Here is a 22,099-nt window from a genome sequence, read left to right as displayed (position 1 = left end):
GGTCAGACCTTCTTGTCTGCCTTCCTCGTCGCCTCCACCAGGGTGCGGCGGCTGTGGCAGACGAACGAGCCGTGCTCCGCGATGTGGTCGTACAGGTCGCGGAGGCGGTCGCGGTAGGCGTCCACGGTGAACCCGGGCACCGTCCACAGGACCTTGCGCAGGAAGTGGACCACGGCGGCCAGGTCGAAGAACTCGACCCGTGTCAGCGCGTCCCGGAGCTGCACCAGGTCCAGGCCGACGCCGGCCACCCGCTCCCGCAGCGCGTCGAGGTACTCGGCGTCCCGGTTCTCCTGCGGTCCCAGGAGGTACTCGTACAGCTCGCGGTTGGACCCCGCACCCACCTCCTGGACCAGGAGCGTGCCGCCCGGCGCCAGCACGCGCCCGGCCTCGGAGTACGGGAAGGACACCGGGTGGCGGCCCGTGACCAGGTCGAAGGTGCCGTCCTCGAACGGGAGGGGCGCGTCCCCGTCCACCGGCACCACCACACCCCCGAAGGGTTCCAGCGCGGCCGAGGCGAGCCGGTGGTTGGGCGCCCAGCCTTCCGTGGCCCGGACGACTGCGGGCACGTGCGCCGCCAGCCCCAGCGCCTCGGCGTAGACCTCGCCGCCGCCCGTGTCGACGTCGAGCGCCGCACGGGCGGACCCCAGGCGCTCGCCGCACAGCCGCACGTAGCCCCACCCGGGCCGCTGCTCGGTGGCGCGGCCCGCGAACCACGAGAAGTCCCAGCCGTCGGTGGGGACGGCGGCCCCCTCGGCGAGCTGGTCCTCGAACGTCCCGAACTTCATGGCCTCGACGCTAACGGCCGGGATCCCCCGCCCACCAGCCGATATCCCCCGGCCGGGGGAGGGGCCGCACGCCCCGGCGACGCGACGGTGGAGGCACACCGTACGACCGACCGGAGGGAACGTCATGTCACGCCTCGCCCGCGCCACGCTCGTCGGCGCCACCATCGCCGCCGGCGCCACCGCGCTGCTCGGCCTGTCCTGGGTGCTCGGGCTCTGGCCGAGCGCCTACACTGTGCCGGGATCCGCACTCCTCGCCCAGCTCGCGGGGCCCGACGTGGCGACCGCCGTGCACGTCGGCACCGCGCTCACCGGGGTGGCCGCCGGCATCGCGGCGCTCGCCGGAGCCGTGGGACCGCGCGGTCGTGCCGCCGCCGCGGGGCTCCAGCTCGTCGCGTTCGGCCTGGTGCTGCAGGGCACCGGGCCGCTGTCCACCATGGGTTACCTCGTCGCCATGGCGATGCCTGCCGCCGTCGTGGTCCTGCTCGTCCAGGTGGTGCGGCGGTACCGCGTGGCACGGTGGACCGTGGGTCTGCCGGGCCTGGCCCTGCTGCTCGTGGGCGGCGTCGTGGCCCGCGACGCCCTGGCCGGGATCGTCCGCATGCTCGGGGCCGGGCTCGTCGAGAACCGCACCGGGCTGCTCCTGTCGCTGCTGGTGCTCGTCACGGGGACCCTCTGGGCGGCCGTCGGCGTGCAGGCGCTGGCGGGCACGCCCGTGGCCGAGCGGGCCACCGACTGGGTGGTCCGGCACCGCACGGCCGTCACCGTCGTGGCCGCCACCGGACCGCTGCCGTACGCGCTCGTGCGCCTCACCTGGCTGACGCCGTGGCCGCAGCTCGGCTTCGACATGGACCTGTCCACCCGGATCTGGGGGCTGACACTCTCCAGCGGCGCCTGGCTCGGCGTCGTCCTCACCCTCGGGCTGATCCGCCCCTGGGGCGAGGTGTTCCCCCGGTGGATGCCCGGCCTCGCCGGGCGGCGCGTCCCGATCGCCGCGGCCGCCGTGCCCGGCGGGCTGATCGCCGTGACGCTGATCTTCTCGGTGGTGCCCATGCTCGTGCTGTTCGGCAGCCAGAGCCCGGCCGAGGCGATCGTGGGAGCCGTCGTCTTCCCCTGCTGGTACTGGGGCCCCGCGCTGGCGCTCGCGGTCTGGGGGTACGTGGCGCACCGGCTGCGGGCCGAGCGTCCGGCCGCGCCGGCAGAGGGCCCCGCGCTGGCAGGCACCGTCGAGCCCGCCGGGGTTGCCGGCCTGGCGGGCGGCCCCCGTGACCGGAGAGGATGACGGCATGGCGACGACGCGGCACTCCGCACGAGGCCTCGTGCGGTACCTCGCCCGGCGGTTCGCCTGGCACATGCTGGGCGCCGCGATCGGGCTGGCGCTGGTGCTGCTCGTGTACGGACTGCTGAACATCGCGGCCGGGGGCACGCCCGGAGGGGTGGTGGTGGTCGTCGCCGTGGCGGCGGCCGTCGCCCTCGGCCTGGTCCCGGGCGCGCGGGAGCTGGAGGTGACGGCGGCCCGCGCCCTGCTCGACGTGGACGAGGATCTGGTGGTCCCGGCCCAGCCGCGCCTCGCGCACCGGGCCCGGACCGCGGGCTGGGTGCTGCTGCACCTGGTCACCGGCCTGGTGGTGGCGTTCGGGCTGTTCGCCCTGGTCCCCGGTGCGGTGCTGATCGGTGCCGAGGCGGCGACGGGAAGCTCCATGGGCTCACAGATCCCGCCGCCGGCGGGGCCGGGCGAGGCGGTCGCACGGGTGGCGGCGTGCGTCGTCGTCGGGCTGCTCGCGGTGGTGGCGACGTGGCCCCTGGGTGCCGCCGCGGCCGCGCTCGCCGCCCGGGTGCTCGGCCCCACGCCGCACGACCGGATGGAGACGGCGCTGGCCCGCGCCCGTCGCGAGGCGGAGCACATCCGCCTGGCCCGCGAGCTGCACGACGGCATCGGTCACGCACTGACCGTCGTCGGTGTCCAGGCGGCCGCCGGGCGGCGGGTGGTCGCGCAGGACCCGGCCGCCGCGGCTCAGGCGCTCGCGGCGATCGAGGAGACCGCCCGGACCGCCGTCGCCGAGCTCGACCATCTCCTGGCGGTGCTGCGCGACGACGCCGGGGACGACCCGCCCCTGCCCGCCCTGGGTGACGTGGTGGCGGCGCACCGGCGGGCGGGCCTCGACGTCCGAGACCGGGTCGATCTGCCCCCGGACCTGCCGGGGCTGCTCAGCCGCACGGTCCAGCGCATCGTCACCGAGGCGCTCACCAACGCACACCGGCACGGCGCGCCGGGCCCGGTGGTGCTGGACGTGCGGTGGGCCGGAGACCACGTGCTGATCGAGGTGGCGAACCCGCTCGCCACGGGCCGGGGCCGCCGGCGGTCCGGCGGCCGGGGGCTGGCCGGCGTGCGGGAGCGTGCGGCGCTCTTCGGGGGCACGGTCACGGCGGGGCCCGACGGCGACCGCTGGGTGCTGCGCGCGACGCTGCCCTGGACCTCGTCGCCGGCCGGTGCCCGCCCGGCACCGCACCTCGACACCGGCGCCCCGGGCCCGGCCGAGCCGGCCGTGTCCACCCCGTCCGCCGTGCCCGACGCCGCCACGAGGAGGGACCCCGATGCCTGACACCCCCGTGCGGGTGCTGGTCGCCGACGACGAGCCCCTCGTCCGCAGTGGCCTGCGCCTCATCCTGGACGCCGAACCCGACCTGGAGGTGGTCGGGGAGGCCGGCGACGGTGCCCGGGCGGTCGAGCTGACGCGCGCGTTGCGGCCCGACGTCGTCTGCATGGACGTGCGGATGCCGGGCGTGGACGGCCTGCGGGCGACCGAGCTGGTGCTGCGGCTGCCCGAGCCGCCGCGGGTCCTCGTGGTGACGACGTTCGAGCACGACGGCTACGTGCTCGACGCGCTGACCGCCGGGGCGTCGGGCTTCCTGCTCAAGCGGGCGGGAGCCGACGAGATGGTGCAGGCGGTCCGGACGGTCGCCGTCGGGCAGAGCCTGCTCTACCCGCAGGCGCTGCGGGACCTGGTGCGGACCCGTCCGCGTGCCACGGCGGGGGCGCCCGCACTGACGCCGCGCGAGCGCGAGGTGCTCGCGCTGGTGGCCGAGGGCATGACCAACGCGGAGATCGCGGCGGCACTGGTGGTCGGTGTCGAGACCGTGCGGACGCACGTGGCGTCCGTGCTCGCGAAGCTGGGCGCGCGTGACCGGACCCAGGCCGTGGTGCTCGGGTACCGGGCCGGGCTGGTCGAGCTGTAGCTGTCGAGCTGTAGCCGGGACGTCAGTCCCGCGGCAGCACCATCTCGACCTCGTCGGGGAACGGCGGGTACTCCGCGGCCTGTGTGCGGCCCGTGCGGCGCCAGCCGAGGTGCTCGTAGAACCCGATGGCCTGGTCGTTGTCGGCGAGGCACCAGAGCCGGGGGTCCTGCATCTGGGCGACGGCCGCGTCCATGGCAGCCCGGGCCAGGCCGGTGCCCCAGCGGGACGGGTGCACGGCCAGGTGCCGCAGCAGCCGGCTGTCGTGGGCGACGAAGCAGGCCAGCCGGCCGGGTTCGGCGTCGTCGTCCAGGACGAGCACGCGGACGCCCGGCTCGGTGAGCGCGGCGTTCCACGTGGCCAGCACCTCGTCGGCCGGGAACGGGTACATGCCCGGCGGGAAGATGTGACCCAGTGCCGCGATCCCGGCGGCACGCTCGACGTCGAGGAGCGCGCGGGCGTCCTCGGGCGTGGCCTGCCGGAAGCGGTCGGGGTCCATGCCTCTCAGCGTAGGGGCACGCGTGCCCCGTGGCACGGGGGTGCGCGGAGCGGGCGAAAAGTGATGTGCAACATTCTCGCGAAGTGCTGTGACCTGTGGCCGCCTCGAGCGTCAAGGCTGCATGACAGAGACAGCATTCAGCGCGGTGATGTCCCGCCTGTCGGCGCTCGACACGCTCTCGCTCAGGGTGAGTCAGGACTGGCTCGCGTTCGGCCTGGACCGGGTCGACGTGCTGGTCATCGACGTTCTCACGGTCAGCCAGCGCACGTCCGAGCAGCTCGTGCGCAGGTACCGGCTGGTCGCCCAGGAGGCCGACCCGGGCCAGGGGCTTGGCCTGACCAGGGTGTGGGTCGGCTGGCTCGGCGACGCGTCCGACGTGGCGCCCGTCGCGCTGCGGCTCACGCTCGCGCGGGGCGACGGCTGAGCACGCAGCCCGCCGGGGCACGCGGGCCGTCGCCGGGGCGACGGCCCCGGGCCTCAGCGCGGCAGGTGCGCCTCGATCTCGCTGATGATCGCCGGGTCGTCCGGCAGGGTCCTCGGCGCGTACCGGCGCACGTCCCCACCGGGCAGGACGAGGAACTTCTCGAAGTTCCACCGGATCTTGCCCGAGTGCCCGGTCGCGTCCTCGGTCTTCTTCAGCTCGACGTAGAGCGGGTGCGCGTTGCGCCCGTTCAGCCGGATCTTGTCGAGCACGGGGAACGTGACGCCGTAGGTCATGGAGCAGAACTCGGCGATCTTCTCGTTGGAGCTCAGCTCCTGCAGGAACTGGTTGCTGGGGAAGCCGAGCACGGTGAAGCCACGGTCCTGGTACGTCTTCTGCAGCTTCTCGAGGGTCTCGTACTGCGGTGCCAGGCCGCACCGCGAGGCCACGTTCACCACCAGCACGACGTCGTCCCGGTGGTCTGCCAGAGAGATCTCGGTACCGTCCATCGTGCGGAACGGGATGTCGTAGAGAGTCACCCGCTCATCCTCCCCCCGTCGCCCGGCCCGCGGAACCCTCCCGGCACACCCGGCCGCCCACCGGGGTTACCGTGACCGGGTGACCCGCACTCCCGGCCCGGCCCGGCACCGCCCGCCGCTGCCCGTGCGCGACGGGCTGAACCCCACGCGGATCGTGCTGCCGCACGACGCCGCGACGGTCGTCCGCTTCCCGTACGCGCTCGACTACCTCCTGGACCGCTTCGCCGACGACGCGGACCGCCTGCGTGAGAAGGCCGCCCTGGGCGAGGTCGTCACGGGCCACGGGGAACCGGTCGAGCCCACCACACCGTACGAGCCGCGGGGATTTCTCTACCTGTACCGCGACCCGCCGGCCCACGAGACGCCGATCCCGTTCCAACCCGAGGTGCTCCACCGCGACGACGACCTGCTGGTCGTCGACAAGCCCCACTTCCTCGCCACCATGCCGCGCGGGCGCTGGGTGCGCGAGACCGTCCTGGTCCGGCTCCGGACCGCGCTCGACCTGCCCGAGCTGTCGCCCGCCCACCGGCTCGACCGCGGTACGGCGGGCGTGCTCGTCCTCACCGTGCGGCCCGAGGTGCGCGGCGCCTACCAGGAGGCCTTCGCCCGCCGTGCGGTGCACAAGGTCTACGAGGCGGTCGCCCCGCTCCCGGTCGGCGGCGACGTGGCTCCCGGCCGGCCCCGCACCGTGCGCAGCCGCATCGTCAAGCGGCGCGGTGTCACCCGTGCCGAGGAGGTCCCCGGCGAGCCCAACGCCGAGTCCGTGGTGACCCTCGTCGCGGCCGACGAGGCCCGTGGCCTGGGTCTCTACCGCCTCGAACCCCGCACCGGCAAGACCCACCAGCTCCGGCTGCACATGGCGTCGCTCGGCCTGCCCATCCTGCACGACCCGTTCTGGCCCGAGCTGCGCGCCACCGACCCCGACGACTTCGACCGGCCCCTGCAGCTCCTCGCCCGGTCCCTGGAGCTCACCGACCCGCTGACCGGCCGGGTCCGCCGCTTCGAGTCCCGCAGGACCCTGACCGGATGGACCGGGCGGACTCCGCCGGCGGGTCGGAACGAGCCGCACCCGTCGGACGACCAGGTCAACCGGGCGACCTGAGAGCCTGACACGGACAGGGGGATCTGACAGGTGCGAGAATCGTCGGGATGAGCACCACCCCCACCTACCCCGCCCGCGCGGTCGTCGATCTGGACGCGATCCGCGACAACGTGCGCGCCCTGCGGGCGACCGCCTCGGCCGCGCAGGTCATGGCCGTCGTCAAGGCCGACGCATACGGGCACGGGCTCCCCGCCGCCGCCCGCGCGGCGGTCGCGGGCGGTGCGACCTGGCTGGGTGCGGCGCAGAGCCGCGAGGCGCTCGCGGCCCGTGCCGCCGTCGGCCCCGGTCCCCGGGTGCTGACCTGGCTCTACGCCCCCGGCGCCCCCTTCGCCGACCTGGTGCGTCACGACGTCGACGTCGCCGTCGCCGCCGCGTGGGCCCTCGACGAGGTGGCCGACGGCGCCCGCGCCGCCGGCCGGAGCGCCCGCGTGCACCTCAAGGTGGACACGGGCCTGGGCCGCAACGGCATCATGCCCGGCGACCTGCCCGACGTGCTCGACCGGGCCGCCGCGCTGCAGGCCGAGGGCGCGCTCACCGTGGTGGGCGTCATGTCGCACTTCGCGCTCGCGGACGAACCCGACGACCCGTCGGTCAAGCAGCAGGCCAATGCCTTCGACGACGCGGTCCGTGCCGTCGAGGCGGCCGGGATGCCGCTGGAGGTACGGCACATCGCCAACTCCGCCGCGACGCTCACCAACCCCGCGTCGCACTACGACCTGGTGCGCCCCGGGATCGCCGTCTACGGGCTCTCGCCCGTACCGCACCTGGGCTCGCCGGGCGACTACGGCCTGCGTCCGGCGATGACGCTGGAGGCGCGGCTCGCGACCGTGAAACGCGTCCCCGCGGGCCACGGCGTCTCCTACGGCCACTTCTACACCACCACGCAGGACACGGTGCTCGGCGTGATCCCGCTCGGGTACGGTGACGGCATACCGCGCCACGCGTCCGGTGGCTCGCTCGGCCCGGGCGGCCCGGTGCTGGTGGGCGGCGGCGTGGACGACGTCGCCGCGCCCGACGCCGGCCTCGGTACCGTGCGGGTGCTGCGCGTCGCGGGCCGGGTGTGCATGGACCAGATCGTGCTCGACCTCGGCCCCTACGCGCCCGAGCAGGCCGGCGACGTCGTCACCCTGTTCGGGGCGTCGGACGGCCTCACCCGCGCGGGCGCACCCAACGCCGAGGACTGGGCGCAGGCCGCCGGCACCATCAGCTACGAGATCGTCACGCGCCTCGGGGCGCGCGTCCCCCGCGTGTACGCGGGAACCGCAGGAAAGGAGACCACCGGTGAGTGAACCGGGCAGCACCACGACGTCGGAGGCGGTCACGCTGGAGCTGCCCGACGCCGCCACCACCCGCGCGCTCGGCACGGCCCTCGCCGGGCTGCTGCGCGCGGGTGACCTCGTGATCCTCACGGGCGACCTCGGCGCCGGGAAGACGACCCTCACCCAGGGCATCGGGGCCGCGCTGAACGTGCGCGGCCAGGTGGCCTCGCCCACGTTCATCGTGGCCCGGGAGCATCCGCCGCTGCCGCGCGCGGACGGCACGCGCGGGCCCGGGCTCGTGCACGTGGACGCCTACCGGCTCGGCGGGCTCGGCGAGCTCGACGCGCTCGACCTCGACTCGTCGCTCGACGAGTCCGTGACCGTCGTCGAGTGGGGTCGCGGCCTGGCGGAGGCGCTCGCGGAGGACCGGCTGGAGATCGACCTGGAACGACCGCGCGGTGCGGCGTCGCCCGGCACGGACGAGGACCCGGAGGCCGGTGTGCGGACGGCGACCCTGCGGGCGGTCGGCCCGCGCTGGGCCGGCGTGGACCTGCGGTCGCTGCACGCGTGATCGGTATCCCGTCAGGTGACCGGCACCCCGCGCCGCCGGACGCCGTGCGGGCCGCCGGCCGGTCCGGCGCGGACCGGCCCGGCCGCCGCGGTGCCGGCCGGTCGGCGTAATACCCTGGTGACGTGGCCGTTCTCGCTCTCGATACCTCCGCTGCCGTCGCCGTCTCGCTCGTCGACGAGGACGGCACGCGCCTCGCGTCCCGTGCCTCGGACGAGCGCCGCCGGCACGCCGAGTCGCTCGCGCCCCTGATCACCGAGGTCCTGGCGGACGCGGGGATCGAGCGCGCCGACCTGACCGCCGTCGTCGCGGGCACGGGACCCGCGCCCTACACGGGCCTGCGGGTCGGCCTGGTGACCGCCCGGACGCTCGCGCTCACCCTCGGCATTCCCGTGCTGGGGGTGCCCAGTCTCGACGCGCTGGCCGTGCAGGCGGTCAGCGACCTGGGCCTGCGGCCGGGCACCGAGGTCCTCGCGACGTCCGACGCGCGGCGCAAGGAGGTCTACTGGGCCCGCTACCGGGTGATCGCGCACGAGGGACCGCACGGCGTCCCGGTGGTGGAGCGGCTCGCGGGTCCCGACGTCGACCGGGCCGGGTTCGTGGCGCAGGCCCAGCTCGCCCCGTCGGACGGCGAGCAGTCCGAGCCGCCCGTGGTGGTCGGCGAGGGCGCCATGCTCTACCCCGAGTTCCTGCCGGTGGCGGACGACGCGCCCCTGACGCCCGACGCGACCGTGCTGGCCCGGCTGGCACTCGTGCGGCGGGCCGCGGGCGAGGAGCAGCCGTCGGAGCCCCTCTACCTGCGCCGCCCGGACGTGCACGAGCCGACCGGCCGCACGGCGCCCGCGCTCGGGCAGGCCACCCAGGGAGGTGCCGCGTGATCACCGAGGTGCGGCTGCGGCCGCTGCGGAACGCCGACTTCGACCGCGTGCTGGAGCTGGAACGGCAGCTCTTCGGCCGGGGTGCCTGGACCTACGGGATGCTCGCCGACGAGCTCGCCGGGCTCGGCCGCTGGTACATCGTGGCGGAGCCCGAGCGCCTCGACCGTGCCGGCGACCAGCCCGTGGTCGGCTACGCCGGTCTCTGGTTCGACGGCGACGTCACCCAGATCATGACCATCGGCGTGGACCCGGCGGTGCAGCGGCACGGCGTGGGCCGCCAGCTCATGACAGCGCTCATCGAGCGGTCCCGCCGGCTGAAGGCCGGCGCGGTCCTGCTGGAGGTGCGGGTCGACAACGCGGCGGCCATCGAGATGTACCGCAGCTTCGGGTTCGAGATCCTCGGCGTCCGCAAGCGCTACTACCAGCCCGAGGACAAGGACGCGTACACGATGCGCCTCGACCTGTCGGCCGCCGGGTCCGCACCGGCGGACGCCCCGGTCGACCACCACCGCACCGACGGCCCGCACGACCAGGCGGGGGACGCGGCGTGAGGGAACGAGTCCTGGTCGACGCCGCCACGCTCGCGGCCGACCTCCAGGTCGGTGCGGGCGCGGACCCCGTCGAGGGACGGCCCGTGCTCCTCGACGTGCGCTGGGCGCTCGGCATGACCGACGGGCACGACCAGTACCGCGCCGGGCACGTCCCGGGCGCGGTGTACGTGGACCTGGAGACCGAGCTGGCCGCCCACGGGTCGCCCGCCGAGGGCCGGCACCCGCTCCCGTCGGCGTCCGCGTTCCAGCAGGCCGCACGCCGGTGGGGTGTCTCGGCGGGCGCGCGCGTCGTCGTCTACGACTCCGTCGGCGGCACGTCGGCGGCCCGGGCCTGGTGGCTGCTGCGGTACTTCGGCGTCCCGGACGTGCGCATCCTCGACGGCGGGCTCGCGGCGTGGACCGGGCAGGGCCTCGCCCTCGAACCGGGTGACGTGACCCCCGAGCCGGGCGACGTCGTCGTGCGGCCCGGGGGGATGCCGGTGCTGGACGCGGACGAGGCAGCCGCCCTGGCCGACGGCGACGGCCTGCTCCTGGACGCGCGCGCGGGCGAGCGGTACCGGGGCGAGGTGGAGCCCGTGGACCCGCGGGCCGGGCACGTCCCGGGTGCGGTCAGCGCGCCGACCACCGAGAACCTGCGTGCCGACGGGCGGTTCCTGTCGACCGCCGACCTGCGGCGGCGGTTCGGGGCGCTGGGCGTCCCGGCGTCGACGGGCACCGTCGGGGACGGGGACGCCGGCGGTGCGACGGACGGCGTCGTCGCCCGACCCGCCGTGGGCGTGTACTGCGGGTCGGGCGTGACGGCGGCGCACGAGGTCGCGGCGCTCGCCGTGGCTGGTGTGGACGCCGCGCTGTACCCGGGCTCGTGGTCGCAGTGGTCGAACGACCCGGCGCGCGAGGTGGCCACCGGGGCGTGAGGCCGGGCGCCGTCGGGCGTCAGGTGGCCGAGCGCTCCTCGCCGAGCACGAAGATCTTCTGCCACACCTTGCGCGACATGCCCATGGTGAGCGTCTCGATGGTCGACACGGTGTTGAGCACGACGTCGTCCTGCGACTCCTCGGCGCACAGCGCCGCTGCCTTGCTCACGATGGACAGCAGCTCGGTGCAGTACTCCAGGTAGTACTCGACCTGCTCGGGCGTGAGGTCCGCGTCGGAGTCCTCACGGCCGCCCGCGAACGCGTCCCGGAGGCTCTCGGGCTCCTTGGTGAGCTGGTGCATGTCGATGATGTGCGCCAGGGAGCGCAGCCGGTGCAGCTTGGCCAGGAGGTCCGTGCGCTGGACCCGCTCGGGGAGCGAGTGCAGCACGACGACGGCGATCGCGACGAACACGATGTCGTTCACGGCGCTCTCGATGAGGGGGAGCCAGTCCAGGCCGTTGTCGGGTGCCTCCGTGAACGCGGACTCCACCGCGAAGCCGAACGCGACCAGCGCCACCAGCACCACGACGACGATCGTGCCGCGGGACCCGGCCCGGACGAGGCGGCTGCGCCGGCGGGAACCGGCGGAGGCGTCGGCCACCTGTTCGGTCAGGGCGGCGAGCTCCTGCGCCACCCGGTGGATGCCGCGGTCGGGGAACCGCGCGCCGATGCGCTCGCACAGCCGGCGCGCCGTCTCGATGACGGGGACGGGCTCCAGCTTCTCCAGCGTTCTGACGGACACGGGAGGCAGCGTAGAGCCTCCGGCGGGCCGCCCCGGACGGGGATCCTAGACGGTGATCGTCGTGAGCGGCATCGACGAGTCGACCGGGATGTCCAGGTCGCTCGGCGCCACCCCGGCACGCACGACGGCGGAGCCCAGCGCCGCGATCATGGCGCCGTTGTCCGTGCAGTAGCGGATCGGCGGGATGCGCAGGTCGATGCCCGCCTCGGCGCAGCGCTTGGCCGCCATCTCCCGGAGCTGGCTGTTGGCGGAGAACCCGCCGCCGATCACGAGCGTGTCGACGCCGTGCCGGTGGCAGGCGGCGATGGTCTTGGCGGTCAGCACGTCGGCCACGGCCTCGGCGAACGACGCCGCGACGTCGTGCACCGGGATCTCCTGACCGGCGTCGGTGCGGGCCTCGACCCAGCGGGCGACCGCCGTCTTGAGTCCCGAGAACGAGAAGTCGTAGGCGTGCTTGGCCTGGTCCTTCGCGGCCGTGAGGCCACGGGGGAAGCGGATGGCGGTGGGATCGCCCTCGCGGGCCAGGCGGTCGATGTGCGGGCCGCCCGGGTAGGGCAGGCCGAGCAGGCGGCCGACCTTGTCGAAGGCCTCACCGGCGGCGTCGTCGAGCGTGGAGCCGAGCTCGGTCACGTTCGTGGCGATGTCGTCCACCAGCAGCAGCGAGCTGTGGCCACCGCTGACCACGAGCGCCATGGCACGCTCGGGCAGCGGCCCGTCCACGAGCTGGTCCACGCAGGCGTGCCCGATCACGTGGTTGACGCCGTACAGCGGCTTGTTCAGGCCGATCGACAGGGCCTTGGCGGCCGACGCGCCGATGGTGAGCGGCCCGACGAGGCCCGGTCCGGCGGTCACGGCGACCGCGTCCACCTCGGACAGGTCGACGTCGGCGTCGCCCAGCGCCTTCTGGATCGTGGGGATCATGGCTTCGAGGTGGGCCCGGCTGGCGACCTCGGGGATGATGCCGCCGTAGCGCGCGTGCTCCTCCATCGAGCTGGCGACGACGTCGACCAGCAGCTCGTTTCCGCGGACCAGCGCGACGCCGGTCTCGTCGCAGGAGGTCTCGATGCCGAGGACCAGGGGATCTGCCATGGGCTCCAGCCTAGTTGGTCACCGCGGATCGGCTGGTGTGGTGCCCGCTCTGTGTCGCGGCTCATAGTTGAAGTCGGAACTATCGCCCGGGGCATCATTGTTGTCGTCCGCATGACCGAGACACTTGAGGCCGCCGGCCTCGCCATCGACGACGCCACCGCCGACCGCCTGTTCCGCACCGCGCGCACCGTGACGACGTTCGCGGACACCGAGGTGACGGACGCGCAGCTCGCCGCGGTGTACGACCTCGTCAAGTGGGGTCCGACGATGATGAACACCAGCCCGCTGCGGATGCTCGTCGTCCGGACGCCCGAGGCGCGCCAGCGCCTGGTCGAGCGCATGCCGGAGGGCAACCAGGAGCGCGTGGCCAAGGCCCCCGTCACCCTGGTGCTGGCGTACGACACCGACTTCCACGAGCGGCTCGACGTGCTGGTCCCGCACATGCCCGGCGCGCGCGAGATGTTCGCTGCCGACGCCGACTCCCGCGCGGAGGCGGCACGCACCAGCGCGCTGATCCAGTCCGGCTACCTGGTCGTGGGCCTGCGTGCTGCCGGCCTGGCGGCCGGCCCGATGCACGGGAACTACGACGCGATCGACGCCGAGTTCTTCGCCGGCAGCGGCTGGAAGAGCTTCCTCGTCGTGAACGTCAGCGCGGCCGAGGGCGCCGACACCACCCGCGCCCGCGCCCCGCGCCTGACCTTCGAGGACGCCGCCCAGGTCATCTGACCTCGGTGAGCGGCCGGCCGGCCCGCATCTCCCGGAGCATGGCCCCCACGACGGCGGTGAGATCGCCGTCGTGGGCGGCCGCCACCGCCTGCTGACGCTGGTAGGAGGCACCGGTGCGCAGGATGTCGCGCACGCCGGCCAGCTCCGTGGCGCAGCCGAGGCGCTGCGCCACCGGCTCCAGCTCGACCAGGAGCTTGGCGATCGCGTCCGTGACCGGTCCCTGGTCTCCCTCGGCGTCCAGGATCACCGTGGCGTCGAGCCCGTAGCGTGCGGACCGGAACTTGTTCTCCGCGACGAACCACGGGGGCAGCACCGGCAGGGGGCGCCCCTGGTCCAGCAGCGTGGACAGGTGCTCCACGAGGCAGTGCACGAGCGCGCCCAGCTGGAGCGCCTCGGTGAGGTTGGTGGGACCGTCGCAGACCCGCACCTCGAGCGTGCCGAGCGCGGGCGACGGGCGGACGTCCCAGTGGACCTCGTGGAAGCCCTCGACCGCGCCGACGTGCTGCAGGTCGCCCGCGTACGCCTCGAGCTCCTCCCAGCGCTCGAACGCGACCGGCAGGCCGGAGCTCGGGATCTGCTGGAACAGCAGCGACCGGTTGGAGGCGTACCCGGTGTGCCGGCCCGCCCAGTAGGGCGACCCGGCCGAGAGCGCCTGCAGGTGCGGGAAGTACGTGAGCATCGCCCGCATGAGGGGCAGCGCCTTGTCCCGGTGCTCCACGCCCACGTGCACGTGCAGCCCCCAGATGATCAGCTGCGCGCCCCAGATCCCGGTGCGGTCCATGATCCGGGCGTACCGCTCCTTGTCCCCGACCTGCTGGTCGGCCGCCCGCGCGAACGGGTGGGTGCCGCCGCCCATGAGCTCCAGGCCCAGGGAGTCGGTGACGGTCCGCACACGGCCGAGCAGGTGCTCCAGGTCTGCTCCCGCCTGCCCGACGGTGCGGCAGACGCCGCTGACCAGCTCGACCGTGTTCCTCATGAACTCCCCGGTCACCTGCGGGGCGAACCCCGTCCCGGCGGGCTGCGGCTCGCCGGCGCGGGCCAGCGCCTCCAGCACCTGCGGCGCGGACTGCGCCAGGTCCGCGGTGCCGGGCTCGACGAGCCCGATCTCCCACTCGAGGCCCACGGTGGACCGCGGGGATTCGCCGAAGCCGAGCCGGGCCGGCGAGCTCATACGGCTCCCAGGGGATCGACGACGAGTACCTGTTGGTTGCCTGCCACACGCGTGAGCACGATCGTCGCCTCCTCGGTACCGGTGAGCACGAGCTGCTTGCGAAGCTGTTCGGGCACCACGGCGGTGCCCCGTTTCTTGATCGTGAGCCGCCCGACGTTCCGGTCCCGCAGGTACGACTTGAGCCGCTTCAGACCGAACGGCATGGTGTCGAGCACGCGGTACCCGGTGGCGATCGGTGCGGGTGCCCCGGCCGGCTCCGTGGGCCGGGCCGACGGAAGGTCGGCGGGGTCGTCGGTGGTGACGTACGCGATGGTGGGGTCGACGAGCCGCCCGCCGAGCTCGGCGGCGGCCCGGGCGACCAGGCCCGCTCGGATCACGGCGCCGTCGGGTTCGTAGAGGTACTGACCGACGGCGCCGACGTCCGGCTCGTCGTCGTCGCCCCGGACGGTGCGGCTGAGCGTGTGCTCCTTGCCGTCGTCGTCCGTGAACGTGCGCAGCACGAGCGCCGAGCGGCCGGGGCCGTCGGGCGCGAGCGGGCCGAACCAGAGACCCGCCTCGACCACGTCGCCGTCGACGGAGACCCACTGCGTCTCCGCGTCCTGGGGCAGTCCCTCGTGCGCGATGCCCGGCCCGACCTTCACGCCGACGGCAGGCACGGTCTCGCGCAGCGCCCAGACCGCGTCGAGCGGAGGTTCGTAGGCGCGGGGGTCGAAGATGCGACGGCTGCGCCCGCCCGGGCCGCCGACCCGGCGCGCCGGGTCGGCGTACACGCCCTCGATGCCCTCCGCACGCAGGTCGAGGCCCAGCCCGTCCGCGTGCCGGACGTCCGCCTCGGGGAAGTGGCGCAGGTTCCAGCGGGCGATGGCCGCGGTGCACTCGTCCAGGTCGGTCGCGACCACGCGCAGGCCCGTCCCGGCGAAGGCGAGGGAGTCCGCCCCGATGCCACAGGTCAGGTCGGCGAGCGCGGTGAGCCCGGCGTCGAGGTACCGTCGGGCGTGCAGCGCGGCGACGAGGAGCCGCGTGGCCTGCTCCAGGCCGTCCGCGGTGAAGAGCATCCCGTCCGCGAAGTCGCCGAACTTGGCCCGTGCCCGGGCGCGCAGCCGGGACTGGGTGACGACCGCGGCCGCGAGGTCGGGCGCCACGCCCTGGGCGCGCAGGGTCGTCACCGTCTTCATCGCCTGCCGCTCGTCGTAGGGCGGCAAGGCGCCAAGCAGGGCCCAGCCGTCGGGGCTGAGGAGTTTGCTCAGAATCGCCGCATCCATGGGAAGATCTTTCCACGTTTGTCCTGGTCGTGGCGAGGGACCGGACGAATCCTTTTCGGAGAGATGGCGTGTTTCCGGGATGCGTGGCGCATGCCTGGGGCCCGGAGGGTGAGCAGGCTCACGCGATTGGCACTCGCCTTGACCGAGTGCTAGCGCCGACCTAGATTTGGGGTTGTTCGCCGCCGCGGAGCCCGGTCCACGGGCCCGTGACGGAGGACCCAGACGTTCGTGCCCGCCGGCACCCGCGACGACGGCGGACCGTCGAACGTTCGAGCCCCTTAAGTCCATCACGATGCAGATCTCTCGATCCGCTCACGAAAGAGGAGGTCCGACGTGTCGGTCCCCATCAAGCCGCTCGAGGACCGGATCGTCGTCAAGGCTCTCGAAGCCGAGACCACGACCGCTTCCGGCCTGGTCATCCCGGACACCGCGAAGGAGAAGCCCCAGGAGGGCGAGGTTCTGGCCGTGGGCCAGGGCCGCATCGACGACAACGGCAACCGTGTGCCGCTGGACGTCGCCGTCGGTGACAAGGTGATCTACTCCAAGTACGGCGGCACCGAGGTCAAGTACGCGGGCGAGGACTACCTGGTCCTCTCGGCCCGTGACATCCTCGCCGTGGTCGTGGGCTGATCTCAGCCCCGCACCCTGCTTGAAGCAGAGGGCCCCGCACCGGATCGGTGCGGGGCCCTCTGTCGTTGCGTCGTGCTCTGCTTCGTCGTCAGTGCGCGCCGGACAGCTGTCTGTGGTCAGGCGGAGACCAGGTCAGGAGTGGGTCAGGGGTGGTGCGAGAACTGGTGCGTGAACCTGGTCAGGCCGAGACGGACTTGCCGGCGAGGATCGCGGAGCGCTCGTCCTCGCTGAGGCCGCCCCACACGCCGTACGGCTCGCGCACGCGGAGCGACTGCTCGCGGCACTGCATCATCACGGGGCAGGAGCGGCAGATCGCCTTGGCCGCCTCCGCGCGGCGCCGCCGGGTCGAACCCCGCTCGCCCTCGGGGTGGAAGAACAGGGTGTCGTCCGCGTCGCGGCACGCTCCCTGGTACTGCCATTCCCACAGCTCCATCACCGGACCGGGAAGCCTCGAGATCTCCGTCATGGCGAACAACCTACAAGTTGTGCAGAAGTTGTTCAAGGGGCAATTCCTCTTCATGTGGTTCGAATCGAGTCGGACGGAACCGCGTCATGGCTGACCGGGTTTGTTCGGATGTGAACCGAATTCGACCGAGATCGGCGGCACGCCGGATTTCGCAGTGGCGCGGAGGGGCCCGGGTGGGCAGAATCGAGTCCATGACTTCTTCGCGGCCTGCCCAGAACCCGGGCGGGTCACGTACATCCAGCCCCGGGCTGGCCGTCGCGGCGGTGGCCCGGCGCCTCGGGGTCGCTCCCGCCACCCTGCGCACGTGGGACCGCCGGTACGGGCTCGGCCCGTCGGGCCGCACCGCGGGCTCGCACCGTCGCTACACACCGGACGACGTCGCCCGGCTGCTGGTGATGCGACGGCTCACGCTGGAGGGCGTCGCGCCCGTCGACGCCGCGCGCGCCGCGGTCGAGGCCGGCGACGCCGAGCTGGAGGTCGCCACCCGGACCGCCCCGGCGCTGCCCGCCGTGCAGGTCGAGGGCGCCGGCGACGACATCGAGGACGGCGACGAGCCCGAGTTCGCGGAGACCTTCGTCGGCACGGTGGAAGCACCGGACGAGGAGGACGACCCCGACGACGGCGCCGGTCCGGCGTCGTCCGAGGACGTGGCGCAGGAACCGCGGCGCGCCCGGCTGCGGGCCCTGCCCGGCGGGGCGACGGGGGAGCCCGCCGGCCGCCAGACGGGCGGCGGGCCGGCGCTCGGCCCGCGGTCGGCCACTGCGCCGGCACCGACCTCCGGACGGGTGTCCGCCCTGGTCGACGCCGCCCTGGCCTACAGCCGTACCGCCTGCGACAACCTCCTCGTGCTCGGTCCGGACGGCGACCCCGCCACGTGGTGGACCGACCTCGTGGAACCGGCGTGGCTGCGGCTGTCCGAGCGCACCGTGCTCGCCGGCCCCGGTGAGATGCCGGAGGTGGTGCTCGCGACCTCCGCCCTGCGGGCGCTGCGCAACTACACGGAGGAGTTCGAGCGCGCGATGGTGGAGGCGGGCGGCCCGCCGGCCAACCACCCGAGTCGGATGCGCAAGATCGTCCTGGTGTTCGCCGCCCCCGACGAGGTGGTGCCGCTGTCGGCGCACGCACTGGCGGCGGCGCTGGCCGCGCAGGGCTCGATGGCGCGCATCGTCACGGGCCCCGCCAGCACGCACCGCTCGGTCGAGCTGGTCACGATGGTCCGCCCGACGGCGGTCGTGCTGGCCACCACGCAGAACAAGCCGGACCTCGACGTGGTGCACGCCGTCAACGAGAGCTACCCCGAGCTGCCGATCTTCGTGGGCCTGCGGGCGGACGCCGCCGCGACGGACCTGCCGTTCGGTCCCACGGTGCAGCGCGTGCGCTCGTTCACCGGCCTGCTGCACGAGGTGCTCGCCGTCATCAAGGCGAGGTGACGCACGCCTCGGGTGGCCATCACCACCCGGCCGGGTTCCACGGGCGCACCCGCCGTAGACTTGCTGCATGACGGACCAGACCTCGCCGGGCGACCCGTTCGGTTTCCTCGGGCTCACCTATGACGACGTCCTGCTGCTGCCGGGTTACTCCGACCTGGCGCCGTCGGACATCGACACGACGTCTCGCCTCACGCGCGAGATCTCGCTCAAGATCCCGCTGCTCTCCGCGGCGATGGACACGGTCACCGAGTCGGCCATGGCGATCGCCATGGCGCGTCAGGGCGGCCTGGGGGTGCTGCACCGCAACCTCTCCATCGAGGACCAGGCTTACCAGGTCGACCTCGTGAAGCGGACGCAGACCGGCATCATCACCAACCCGGTCACCATCGGCCCGGACGCCACGCTCGAGGAGCTCGACACCCTCGCGGGCCAGTTCCGGATCTCCGGCTTCCCGGTGGTGGACTCCGACAACAAGCTCATCGGCATGGTCACCAACCGTGACCTGCGCTTCACGCCCGTCGCCGAGTGGGCCACCACCAAGGTGGACGAGGTGATGACGCCGCAGCCGCTGATCACGGGCCCGGCGGGCATCTCGCGGGACGACGCCACGCTGCTGCTGCGCAAGCACAAGCTGGAGCGGCTCCCGCTGATCGACCCCGACGGCCGCATCACGGGGCTCATCACCGTCAAGGACTTCGTCAAGTCGGAGCAGTTCCCGGACTCGTCCAAGGACGGCCAGGGCCGCCTCATGGTCGGCGCCGCGATCGGCTACTTCGGCGACGCGTGGCAGCGCGCCACCGCCCTGATCGAGGCGGGCGTGGACGTGCTCGTGGCCGACACCGCGCACGGCAACGTCCGCATGCTGATCGACATGGTCAAGCGCCTCAAGACCGACCCGGCCACCAAGGACGTCCAGGTGATCGGCGGCAACGTCGCCACCCGCCAGGGCGCGCAGGCGTTCGTCGACGCCGGGGCCGACGCCGTGAAGGTCGGCGTCGGGCCGGGCTCCATCTGCACCACCCGCGTCGTGACCGGCGTGGGCGTCCCGCAGATCACCGCGGTCTACGAGGCGTCGCTCGCGGCCAAGCCCGCGGGTGTCCCCGTGATCGCCGACGGCGGCCTCAAGCACTCTGGCGAGATCGGCAAGGCCCTCGTGGCCGGAGCCGACAGCGTGATGCTCGGCTCGCTGTTCGCGGGCTGCGAGGAGACGCCGGGTGACCTGGTGCTCGTCAACGGCAAGCAGTTCAAGACCTATCGCGGCATGGGTTCGATGGGCGCCATGTCCTCGCGCGGCAAGAAGTCGTACTCGAAGGACCGGTACTTCCAGGCCGAGGTCACCAGCGACGACAAGATCGTGCCCGAGGGCATCGAGGGCCAGGTCGCCTACAAGGGCCCGCTGGCCACCGTGGCGCACCAGCTCATCGGCGGTCTGCACCAGACGATGTTCTACACCGGCGCGCGGACGGTGCCCGAGCTGCAGGCCAACGGCCGGTTCGTGCGCATCACGTCGGCGTCGCTCAAGGAGAGCCACCCGCACGACGTGCAGATGACGGTCGAGGCGCCGAACTACTCGGGCTTCTAGCGGGCGGGTGCCGGCGGAGCGGTAGTCGCTGGCGCGGCTGGCCGGGCTTGGCTTGCACCTAGCCGTGTCGAGGCTCGTCGCGCCGAGTCCAGGCTCGTCGCACCGAGCCGAAGCGGGGCTGGCCGAAGCTTGCCGAGCGGGGCGAGTCGAAGCTAGCCGAAGCGGGGCGAGTCGAGCCGGGCCGGGCCGCAGCGAGCCGAGGCGCGCAGCTTTGCGTCGCACAGCGGGGCGCCGCACAGCGCCGCACCACGAAGTGCGCTTCTACCCAGTCATCGGGCCCAGATTTCGAACTGGATCTGGGCCCGATGACTGGGTAGAAGCGCACTTTTCGTGCTCGTGCCCGTGCCCGTGCCCGTGCCCGTGCCCGTGCCCGTGCCCGTGCTCGTGCCGTCCGTGCCCGTGCCCGTGCCCGGGGCCGACGTCCGAGTTCGGCGGGGCCCGGTCCGGGTCAGCTCGACATGACGCGGGCGTGCAGGGTCTGCACCGCGTAGCGGGCGGACCAGAACGCGCCGTGCTGCCACGCCGAGATCTCGGACATCCAGTCGCCCGCGAAGTACACGTTCCCCGCCCCCTGCTGCAGCAGGCGGAAGCCGGCCGACGTGGTGTTCGGGAACGCCCAGGCCCCTTCGATGTAGGGCACCTTGTGCCAGGCGATCGAGAAGGAGGTGTCCAGCTCGGTGCGGTACTTCTCCCCGTGGATCTTCACGCCCTGCTCGACGGCTCGCAGCTCGCGCTGACGTGGGGTCATGTCGGCGTAGGTGCGTGCGTTCGCGCCGGTGTTGTAGTAGCCGACGATCAGCCCCTTGCGCTCGCCGTACCCGTAGGACGGGTACCAGAGGTGGGCGAGGTCCATGTCGGTCTCGGTGATCCCGCCGAAGATCCGGTGGTCGTCCTCCCAGAACCGGGACCGGTACTGCAGGCCGATCTTGCCGGCCGGGGTGCCCACGGCGAACTCACCGAGCGCCGCGTCGACCTCCGGACCCCAGTTGGTGGTCCAGCGTCGCATCAGGCCGGCCGGTGCCGCGGCGACCACGAAGTCCGCCTCGATCTGGCGCTCCCGGCCGTTCGGTGCGGTGTAGGTGACCCGGGCTCCGCGGCTGGTGTTCTCGACACCCGTGACAGGGGAGTGGAACCGCACGTTGTGCTCGCCGATCGCCCGGACGAAGTACCGGTAGATCGTGTCCATGCCGCCCTTCGGCTGGAACATGAGCATCGACTGCTCCCAGTTGATCTCGAACGGGAAGTACTGGCCCACCTTCGAGGCCAGCACCTCGGCGACGGTCCCGGGGCCCGGCAGCGGTGTGCCGTGCTCGTTCCACGCCGACGGGTAGACCTCGAAGCCACGGTTGCTCCCGCCGGCGTAGGTGCCGTCCGAACCGAGCGAACCCCAGCTGCGCAGGAAGGTGCGCAGGTTCTCCTTGTCCTCCTCGGTCAGGCGCTGGTCCAGGGCGCCCTGGTCGGTGGCGTGGTGCAGCAGCTCGGAGGTGTAGCCGAAGACGTCGGCCTTGGCGGTGCGGTAGCGGACCGGGTTGCCGGGCGTCGCGCCGGATCGTTCGTTGTAGATGTAGGCGTCGGCGTTCGCGTTGGTGAAGACCTCGTACGGCACGCCCAGCTCGCGCAGGTAGTCCATCGTGACCATCCACTGCGCGATGCGGGCCGCGCCGGCGTTGAGGTAGATGCCGTCGGCGAACCGGGCGGTCTGCGTGACACCGTTCAGGTCGGTCTCGGAGTCGCCACCACGGATGGTGAGGGTGCGCCCGCCCGGCCGGTGCCGGGCCTCCAGCACCGTGACCTGGTAGCCGGCCTTCTGCAGCTCGTACGCCGTGGTGAGGCCCGCGGGTCCGGCGCCGACGACGACCACCTTCTTCGCGGAGCGGCCGGTGAGCGTGAAGTCGCTGCCCTGCGGGGGAGTCCAGGACTGCGCCCTCGGCTGGGCGGCAGCGGTCGGGGCCAGGCCCATGGCGCCCATCGTCGCGAACATGACGCCGGCGCTGGACCCCGCGCCGACGGCCTGGAGGAAGTTGCGGCGGGAGACTCCTGGGGTGCTCTTCTCGGTGACCACGGTCCCTACCTCTCGTGTCGACAGGCCTGACGCGCTGCGGAACTCGGCCGGGAAGCCGGGAGCCGCCGTCAGCACCGTGCCGGACGCTAGAGAGCGTCGGTCACCGCCGGGAGTCGCCACCGTTTCTGTGCAGTTGCACGGCGTAACCATGTGGTTTCGGGGTCCCGCCGCAGGTCAGCGTCTGTGCAGGAA

At 73.5% G+C, this 22,099-nt stretch carries 23 protein-coding genes; 14 read left to right on the top strand and 9 right to left on the bottom strand.

Annotated features, from left to right (window positions below):
• Positions 1-2: 2 nt before the first annotated feature.
• The gene (locus tag ACO229_RS18375; RefSeq protein ID WP_423462415.1) at positions 3-785 is read right to left on the bottom strand and encodes a class I SAM-dependent methyltransferase; all 783 of its coding nucleotides are present in this window, start codon (positions 783-785) and stop codon (positions 3-5) included.
• A 124-nt stretch (positions 786-909) separates the two neighbouring features.
• Here ACO229_RS18375 and ACO229_RS18370 point away from each other — a divergent pair, with 124 nt between their 5' ends.
• Genes ACO229_RS18370 through ACO229_RS18360 form a run of 3 tightly spaced genes read left to right on the top strand, consistent with a single transcriptional unit; the run spans position 910 to position 4,019 of the window.
• A complete protein-coding gene (locus ACO229_RS18370; RefSeq protein ID WP_423462414.1) occupies positions 910-2,064 on the top strand; it encodes a hypothetical protein in 1,155 nt (384 codons plus the stop codon).
• Between the two features lie 4 nt (positions 2,065-2,068).
• Positions 2,069-3,385, top strand: a complete 1,317-nt coding sequence (locus ACO229_RS18365; protein WP_423462413.1) for a sensor histidine kinase — start codon at positions 2,069-2,071, stop codon at positions 3,383-3,385.
• Positions 3,378-4,019, top strand: a complete 642-nt coding sequence (locus ACO229_RS18360) for a response regulator (RefSeq protein ID WP_423462412.1) — start codon at positions 3,378-3,380, stop codon at positions 4,017-4,019. The genes ACO229_RS18365 and ACO229_RS18360 overlap by 8 nt, the downstream gene beginning before the upstream one ends.
• Before the next feature lie 22 nt (positions 4,020-4,041).
• Here ACO229_RS18360 and ACO229_RS18355 read toward each other — a convergent pair whose 3' ends face one another.
• Positions 4,042-4,515, bottom strand: a complete 474-nt coding sequence (locus tag ACO229_RS18355; RefSeq protein ID WP_423462411.1) for a GNAT family N-acetyltransferase — start codon at positions 4,513-4,515, stop codon at positions 4,042-4,044.
• A 121-nt stretch (positions 4,516-4,636) separates the two neighbouring features.
• Here ACO229_RS18355 and ACO229_RS18350 point away from each other — a divergent pair, with 121 nt between their 5' ends.
• Positions 4,637-4,939, top strand: coding sequence for a hypothetical protein (locus ACO229_RS18350; RefSeq protein WP_397410327.1), 303 nt, complete (start codon positions 4,637-4,639; stop codon positions 4,937-4,939).
• Positions 4,940-4,992: 53 nt separating this feature from the next.
• Here ACO229_RS18350 and ACO229_RS18345 read toward each other — a convergent pair whose 3' ends face one another.
• Positions 4,993-5,475: a glutathione peroxidase gene (locus tag ACO229_RS18345; RefSeq protein WP_397410329.1), complete on the bottom strand. Its 483-nt coding sequence runs from the start codon at positions 5,473-5,475 to the stop codon at positions 4,993-4,995.
• 79 nt (positions 5,476-5,554) lie between these two features.
• Between ACO229_RS18345 and ACO229_RS18340 the strand changes: the two genes are divergently transcribed.
• The 6 genes from ACO229_RS18340 (at position 5,555) to ACO229_RS18315 (ending at position 10,747) form a co-directional block, all read left to right on the top strand.
• Positions 5,555-6,577 carry a pseudouridine synthase gene (locus tag ACO229_RS18340; protein WP_423462410.1) on the top strand — a complete coding sequence of 341 codons (1,023 nt, stop codon included), beginning with the start codon at positions 5,555-5,557 and terminating at the stop codon, positions 6,575-6,577.
• Positions 6,578-6,624: 47 nt separating this feature from the next.
• The gene (alr, locus tag ACO229_RS18335) at positions 6,625-7,866 is read left to right on the top strand and encodes an alanine racemase (RefSeq protein ID WP_397410333.1); all 1,242 of its coding nucleotides are present in this window, start codon (positions 6,625-6,627) and stop codon (positions 7,864-7,866) included.
• Positions 7,859-8,407, top strand: a complete 549-nt coding sequence (gene tsaE / locus ACO229_RS18330; protein ID WP_397410335.1) for a tRNA (adenosine(37)-N6)-threonylcarbamoyltransferase complex ATPase subunit type 1 TsaE — start codon at positions 7,859-7,861, stop codon at positions 8,405-8,407. Before alr ends, tsaE begins: the two co-directional genes overlap by 8 nt.
• Before the next feature lie 122 nt (positions 8,408-8,529).
• A complete protein-coding gene (gene tsaB, locus ACO229_RS18325) occupies positions 8,530-9,282 on the top strand; it encodes a tRNA (adenosine(37)-N6)-threonylcarbamoyltransferase complex dimerization subunit type 1 TsaB (RefSeq protein ID WP_397410337.1) in 753 nt (250 codons plus the stop codon).
• Positions 9,279-9,833, top strand: a complete 555-nt coding sequence (rimI, locus tag ACO229_RS18320; RefSeq protein ID WP_423462409.1) for a ribosomal protein S18-alanine N-acetyltransferase — start codon at positions 9,279-9,281, stop codon at positions 9,831-9,833. The genes tsaB and rimI overlap by 4 nt, the downstream gene beginning before the upstream one ends.
• Positions 9,830-10,747, top strand: coding sequence for a sulfurtransferase (locus ACO229_RS18315; RefSeq protein WP_423462408.1), 918 nt, complete (start codon positions 9,830-9,832; stop codon positions 10,745-10,747). Before rimI ends, ACO229_RS18315 begins: the two co-directional genes overlap by 4 nt.
• Before the next feature lie 19 nt (positions 10,748-10,766).
• On the opposite strand, the gene ACO229_RS18310 is transcribed toward ACO229_RS18315, so the two are convergent.
• Entirely contained in the window at positions 10,767-11,489 is a 723-nt protein-coding gene (locus ACO229_RS18310) for a hypothetical protein (RefSeq protein WP_397431748.1), read from the bottom strand.
• A gap of 45 nt (positions 11,490-11,534) precedes the next feature.
• Positions 11,535-12,578 (bottom strand): tRNA (adenosine(37)-N6)-threonylcarbamoyltransferase complex transferase subunit TsaD, encoded by a 1,044-nt coding sequence (gene tsaD, locus ACO229_RS18305; protein WP_397410344.1) that lies wholly within the window; start codon positions 12,576-12,578, stop codon positions 11,535-11,537.
• Between the two features lie 111 nt (positions 12,579-12,689).
• On the opposite strand from tsaD, the gene ACO229_RS18300 reads away from it, so the two are divergent.
• A complete protein-coding gene (locus ACO229_RS18300) occupies positions 12,690-13,304 on the top strand; it encodes a malonic semialdehyde reductase (RefSeq protein ID WP_397410346.1) in 615 nt (204 codons plus the stop codon).
• On the opposite strand, the gene ACO229_RS18295 is transcribed toward ACO229_RS18300, so the two are convergent.
• Together ACO229_RS18295 and ACO229_RS18290 are read right to left on the bottom strand one after the other, a co-directional pair.
• A complete protein-coding gene (locus ACO229_RS18295; RefSeq protein ID WP_423462407.1) occupies positions 13,297-14,475 on the bottom strand; it encodes a glutamate--cysteine ligase in 1,179 nt (392 codons plus the stop codon). The two genes, ACO229_RS18300 and ACO229_RS18295, sit on opposite strands and share 8 nt — an antisense overlap.
• On the bottom strand, positions 14,472-15,737 hold the full coding sequence (locus tag ACO229_RS18290; RefSeq protein WP_397431745.1) for a class I SAM-dependent methyltransferase: 1,266 nt from the start codon (positions 15,735-15,737) through the stop codon (positions 14,472-14,474). The genes ACO229_RS18295 and ACO229_RS18290 overlap by 4 nt, the downstream gene beginning before the upstream one ends.
• A 333-nt stretch (positions 15,738-16,070) precedes the next feature.
• Here ACO229_RS18290 and groES point away from each other — a divergent pair, with 333 nt between their 5' ends.
• Positions 16,071-16,367 carry a co-chaperone GroES gene (gene groES / locus ACO229_RS18285; protein WP_397431743.1) on the top strand — a complete coding sequence of 99 codons (297 nt, stop codon included), beginning with the start codon at positions 16,071-16,073 and terminating at the stop codon, positions 16,365-16,367.
• 178 nt (positions 16,368-16,545) lie between these two features.
• Here groES and ACO229_RS18280 read toward each other — a convergent pair whose 3' ends face one another.
• On the bottom strand, positions 16,546-16,833 hold the full coding sequence (locus ACO229_RS18280) for a WhiB family transcriptional regulator (protein WP_020016179.1): 288 nt from the start codon (positions 16,831-16,833) through the stop codon (positions 16,546-16,548).
• A gap of 191 nt (positions 16,834-17,024) precedes the next feature.
• On the opposite strand from ACO229_RS18280, the gene ACO229_RS18275 reads away from it, so the two are divergent.
• Positions 17,025-18,263, top strand: coding sequence for a MerR family transcriptional regulator (locus tag ACO229_RS18275; RefSeq protein WP_397410352.1), 1,239 nt, complete (start codon positions 17,025-17,027; stop codon positions 18,261-18,263).
• A 67-nt stretch (positions 18,264-18,330) separates the two neighbouring features.
• On the top strand, positions 18,331-19,845 hold the full coding sequence (gene guaB, locus ACO229_RS18270) for an IMP dehydrogenase (protein ID WP_397410354.1): 1,515 nt from the start codon (positions 18,331-18,333) through the stop codon (positions 19,843-19,845).
• 448 nt (positions 19,846-20,293) lie between these two features.
• Here guaB and ACO229_RS18265 read toward each other — a convergent pair whose 3' ends face one another.
• A complete protein-coding gene (locus tag ACO229_RS18265) occupies positions 20,294-21,907 on the bottom strand; it encodes an FAD-dependent oxidoreductase (RefSeq protein WP_423462406.1) in 1,614 nt (537 codons plus the stop codon).
• Positions 21,908-22,099 lie beyond the last annotated feature (192 nt).

Origin of the sequence: Promicromonospora sp. MS192 (genome assembly GCF_049532985.1) — a bacterium.
Lineage (GTDB): Bacteria > Actinomycetota > Actinomycetes > Actinomycetales > Cellulomonadaceae > Promicromonospora.
Note: the sequence above shows the minus strand (reverse complement) of the source record. Positions and strands in the feature narration are given on the sequence as shown.

Bases quoted from the DNA above. Each gene is read 5' to 3' on its own strand.
- ACO229_RS18365 (WP_423462413.1), top strand. From the start codon at position 2,069: ATGGCGACGACGCGGCACTCCGCACGAGGCCTCGTGCGGTACCTCGCC.
- ACO229_RS18280 (WP_020016179.1), bottom strand. From the start codon at position 16,833: ATGACGGAGATCTCGAGGCTTCCCGGTCCGGTGATGGAGCTGTGGGAA.
- alr (WP_397410333.1), top strand. From the start codon at position 6,625: ATGAGCACCACCCCCACCTACCCCGCCCGCGCGGTCGTCGATCTGGAC.
- ACO229_RS18350 (WP_397410327.1), top strand. From the start codon at position 4,637: ATGACAGAGACAGCATTCAGCGCGGTGATGTCCCGCCTGTCGGCGCTC.
- ACO229_RS18370 (WP_423462414.1), top strand. From the start codon at position 910: ATGTCACGCCTCGCCCGCGCCACGCTCGTCGGCGCCACCATCGCCGCC.
- tsaD (WP_397410344.1), bottom strand. From the start codon at position 12,578: ATGGCAGATCCCCTGGTCCTCGGCATCGAGACCTCCTGCGACGAGACC.
- ACO229_RS18295 (WP_423462407.1), bottom strand. From the start codon at position 14,475: ATGAGCTCGCCGGCCCGGCTCGGCTTCGGCGAATCCCCGCGGTCCACC.
- ACO229_RS18355 (WP_423462411.1), bottom strand. From the start codon at position 4,515: ATGGACCCCGACCGCTTCCGGCAGGCCACGCCCGAGGACGCCCGCGCG.
- ACO229_RS18360 (WP_423462412.1), top strand. From the start codon at position 3,378: ATGCCTGACACCCCCGTGCGGGTGCTGGTCGCCGACGACGAGCCCCTC.
- ACO229_RS18300 (WP_397410346.1), top strand. From the start codon at position 12,690: ATGACCGAGACACTTGAGGCCGCCGGCCTCGCCATCGACGACGCCACC.
- ACO229_RS18290 (WP_397431745.1), bottom strand. From the start codon at position 15,737: ATGGATGCGGCGATTCTGAGCAAACTCCTCAGCCCCGACGGCTGGGCC.
- ACO229_RS18375 (WP_423462415.1), bottom strand. From the start codon at position 785: ATGAAGTTCGGGACGTTCGAGGACCAGCTCGCCGAGGGGGCCGCCGTC.
- ACO229_RS18275 (WP_397410352.1), top strand. From the start codon at position 17,025: ATGACTTCTTCGCGGCCTGCCCAGAACCCGGGCGGGTCACGTACATCC.
- guaB (WP_397410354.1), top strand. From the start codon at position 18,331: ATGACGGACCAGACCTCGCCGGGCGACCCGTTCGGTTTCCTCGGGCTC.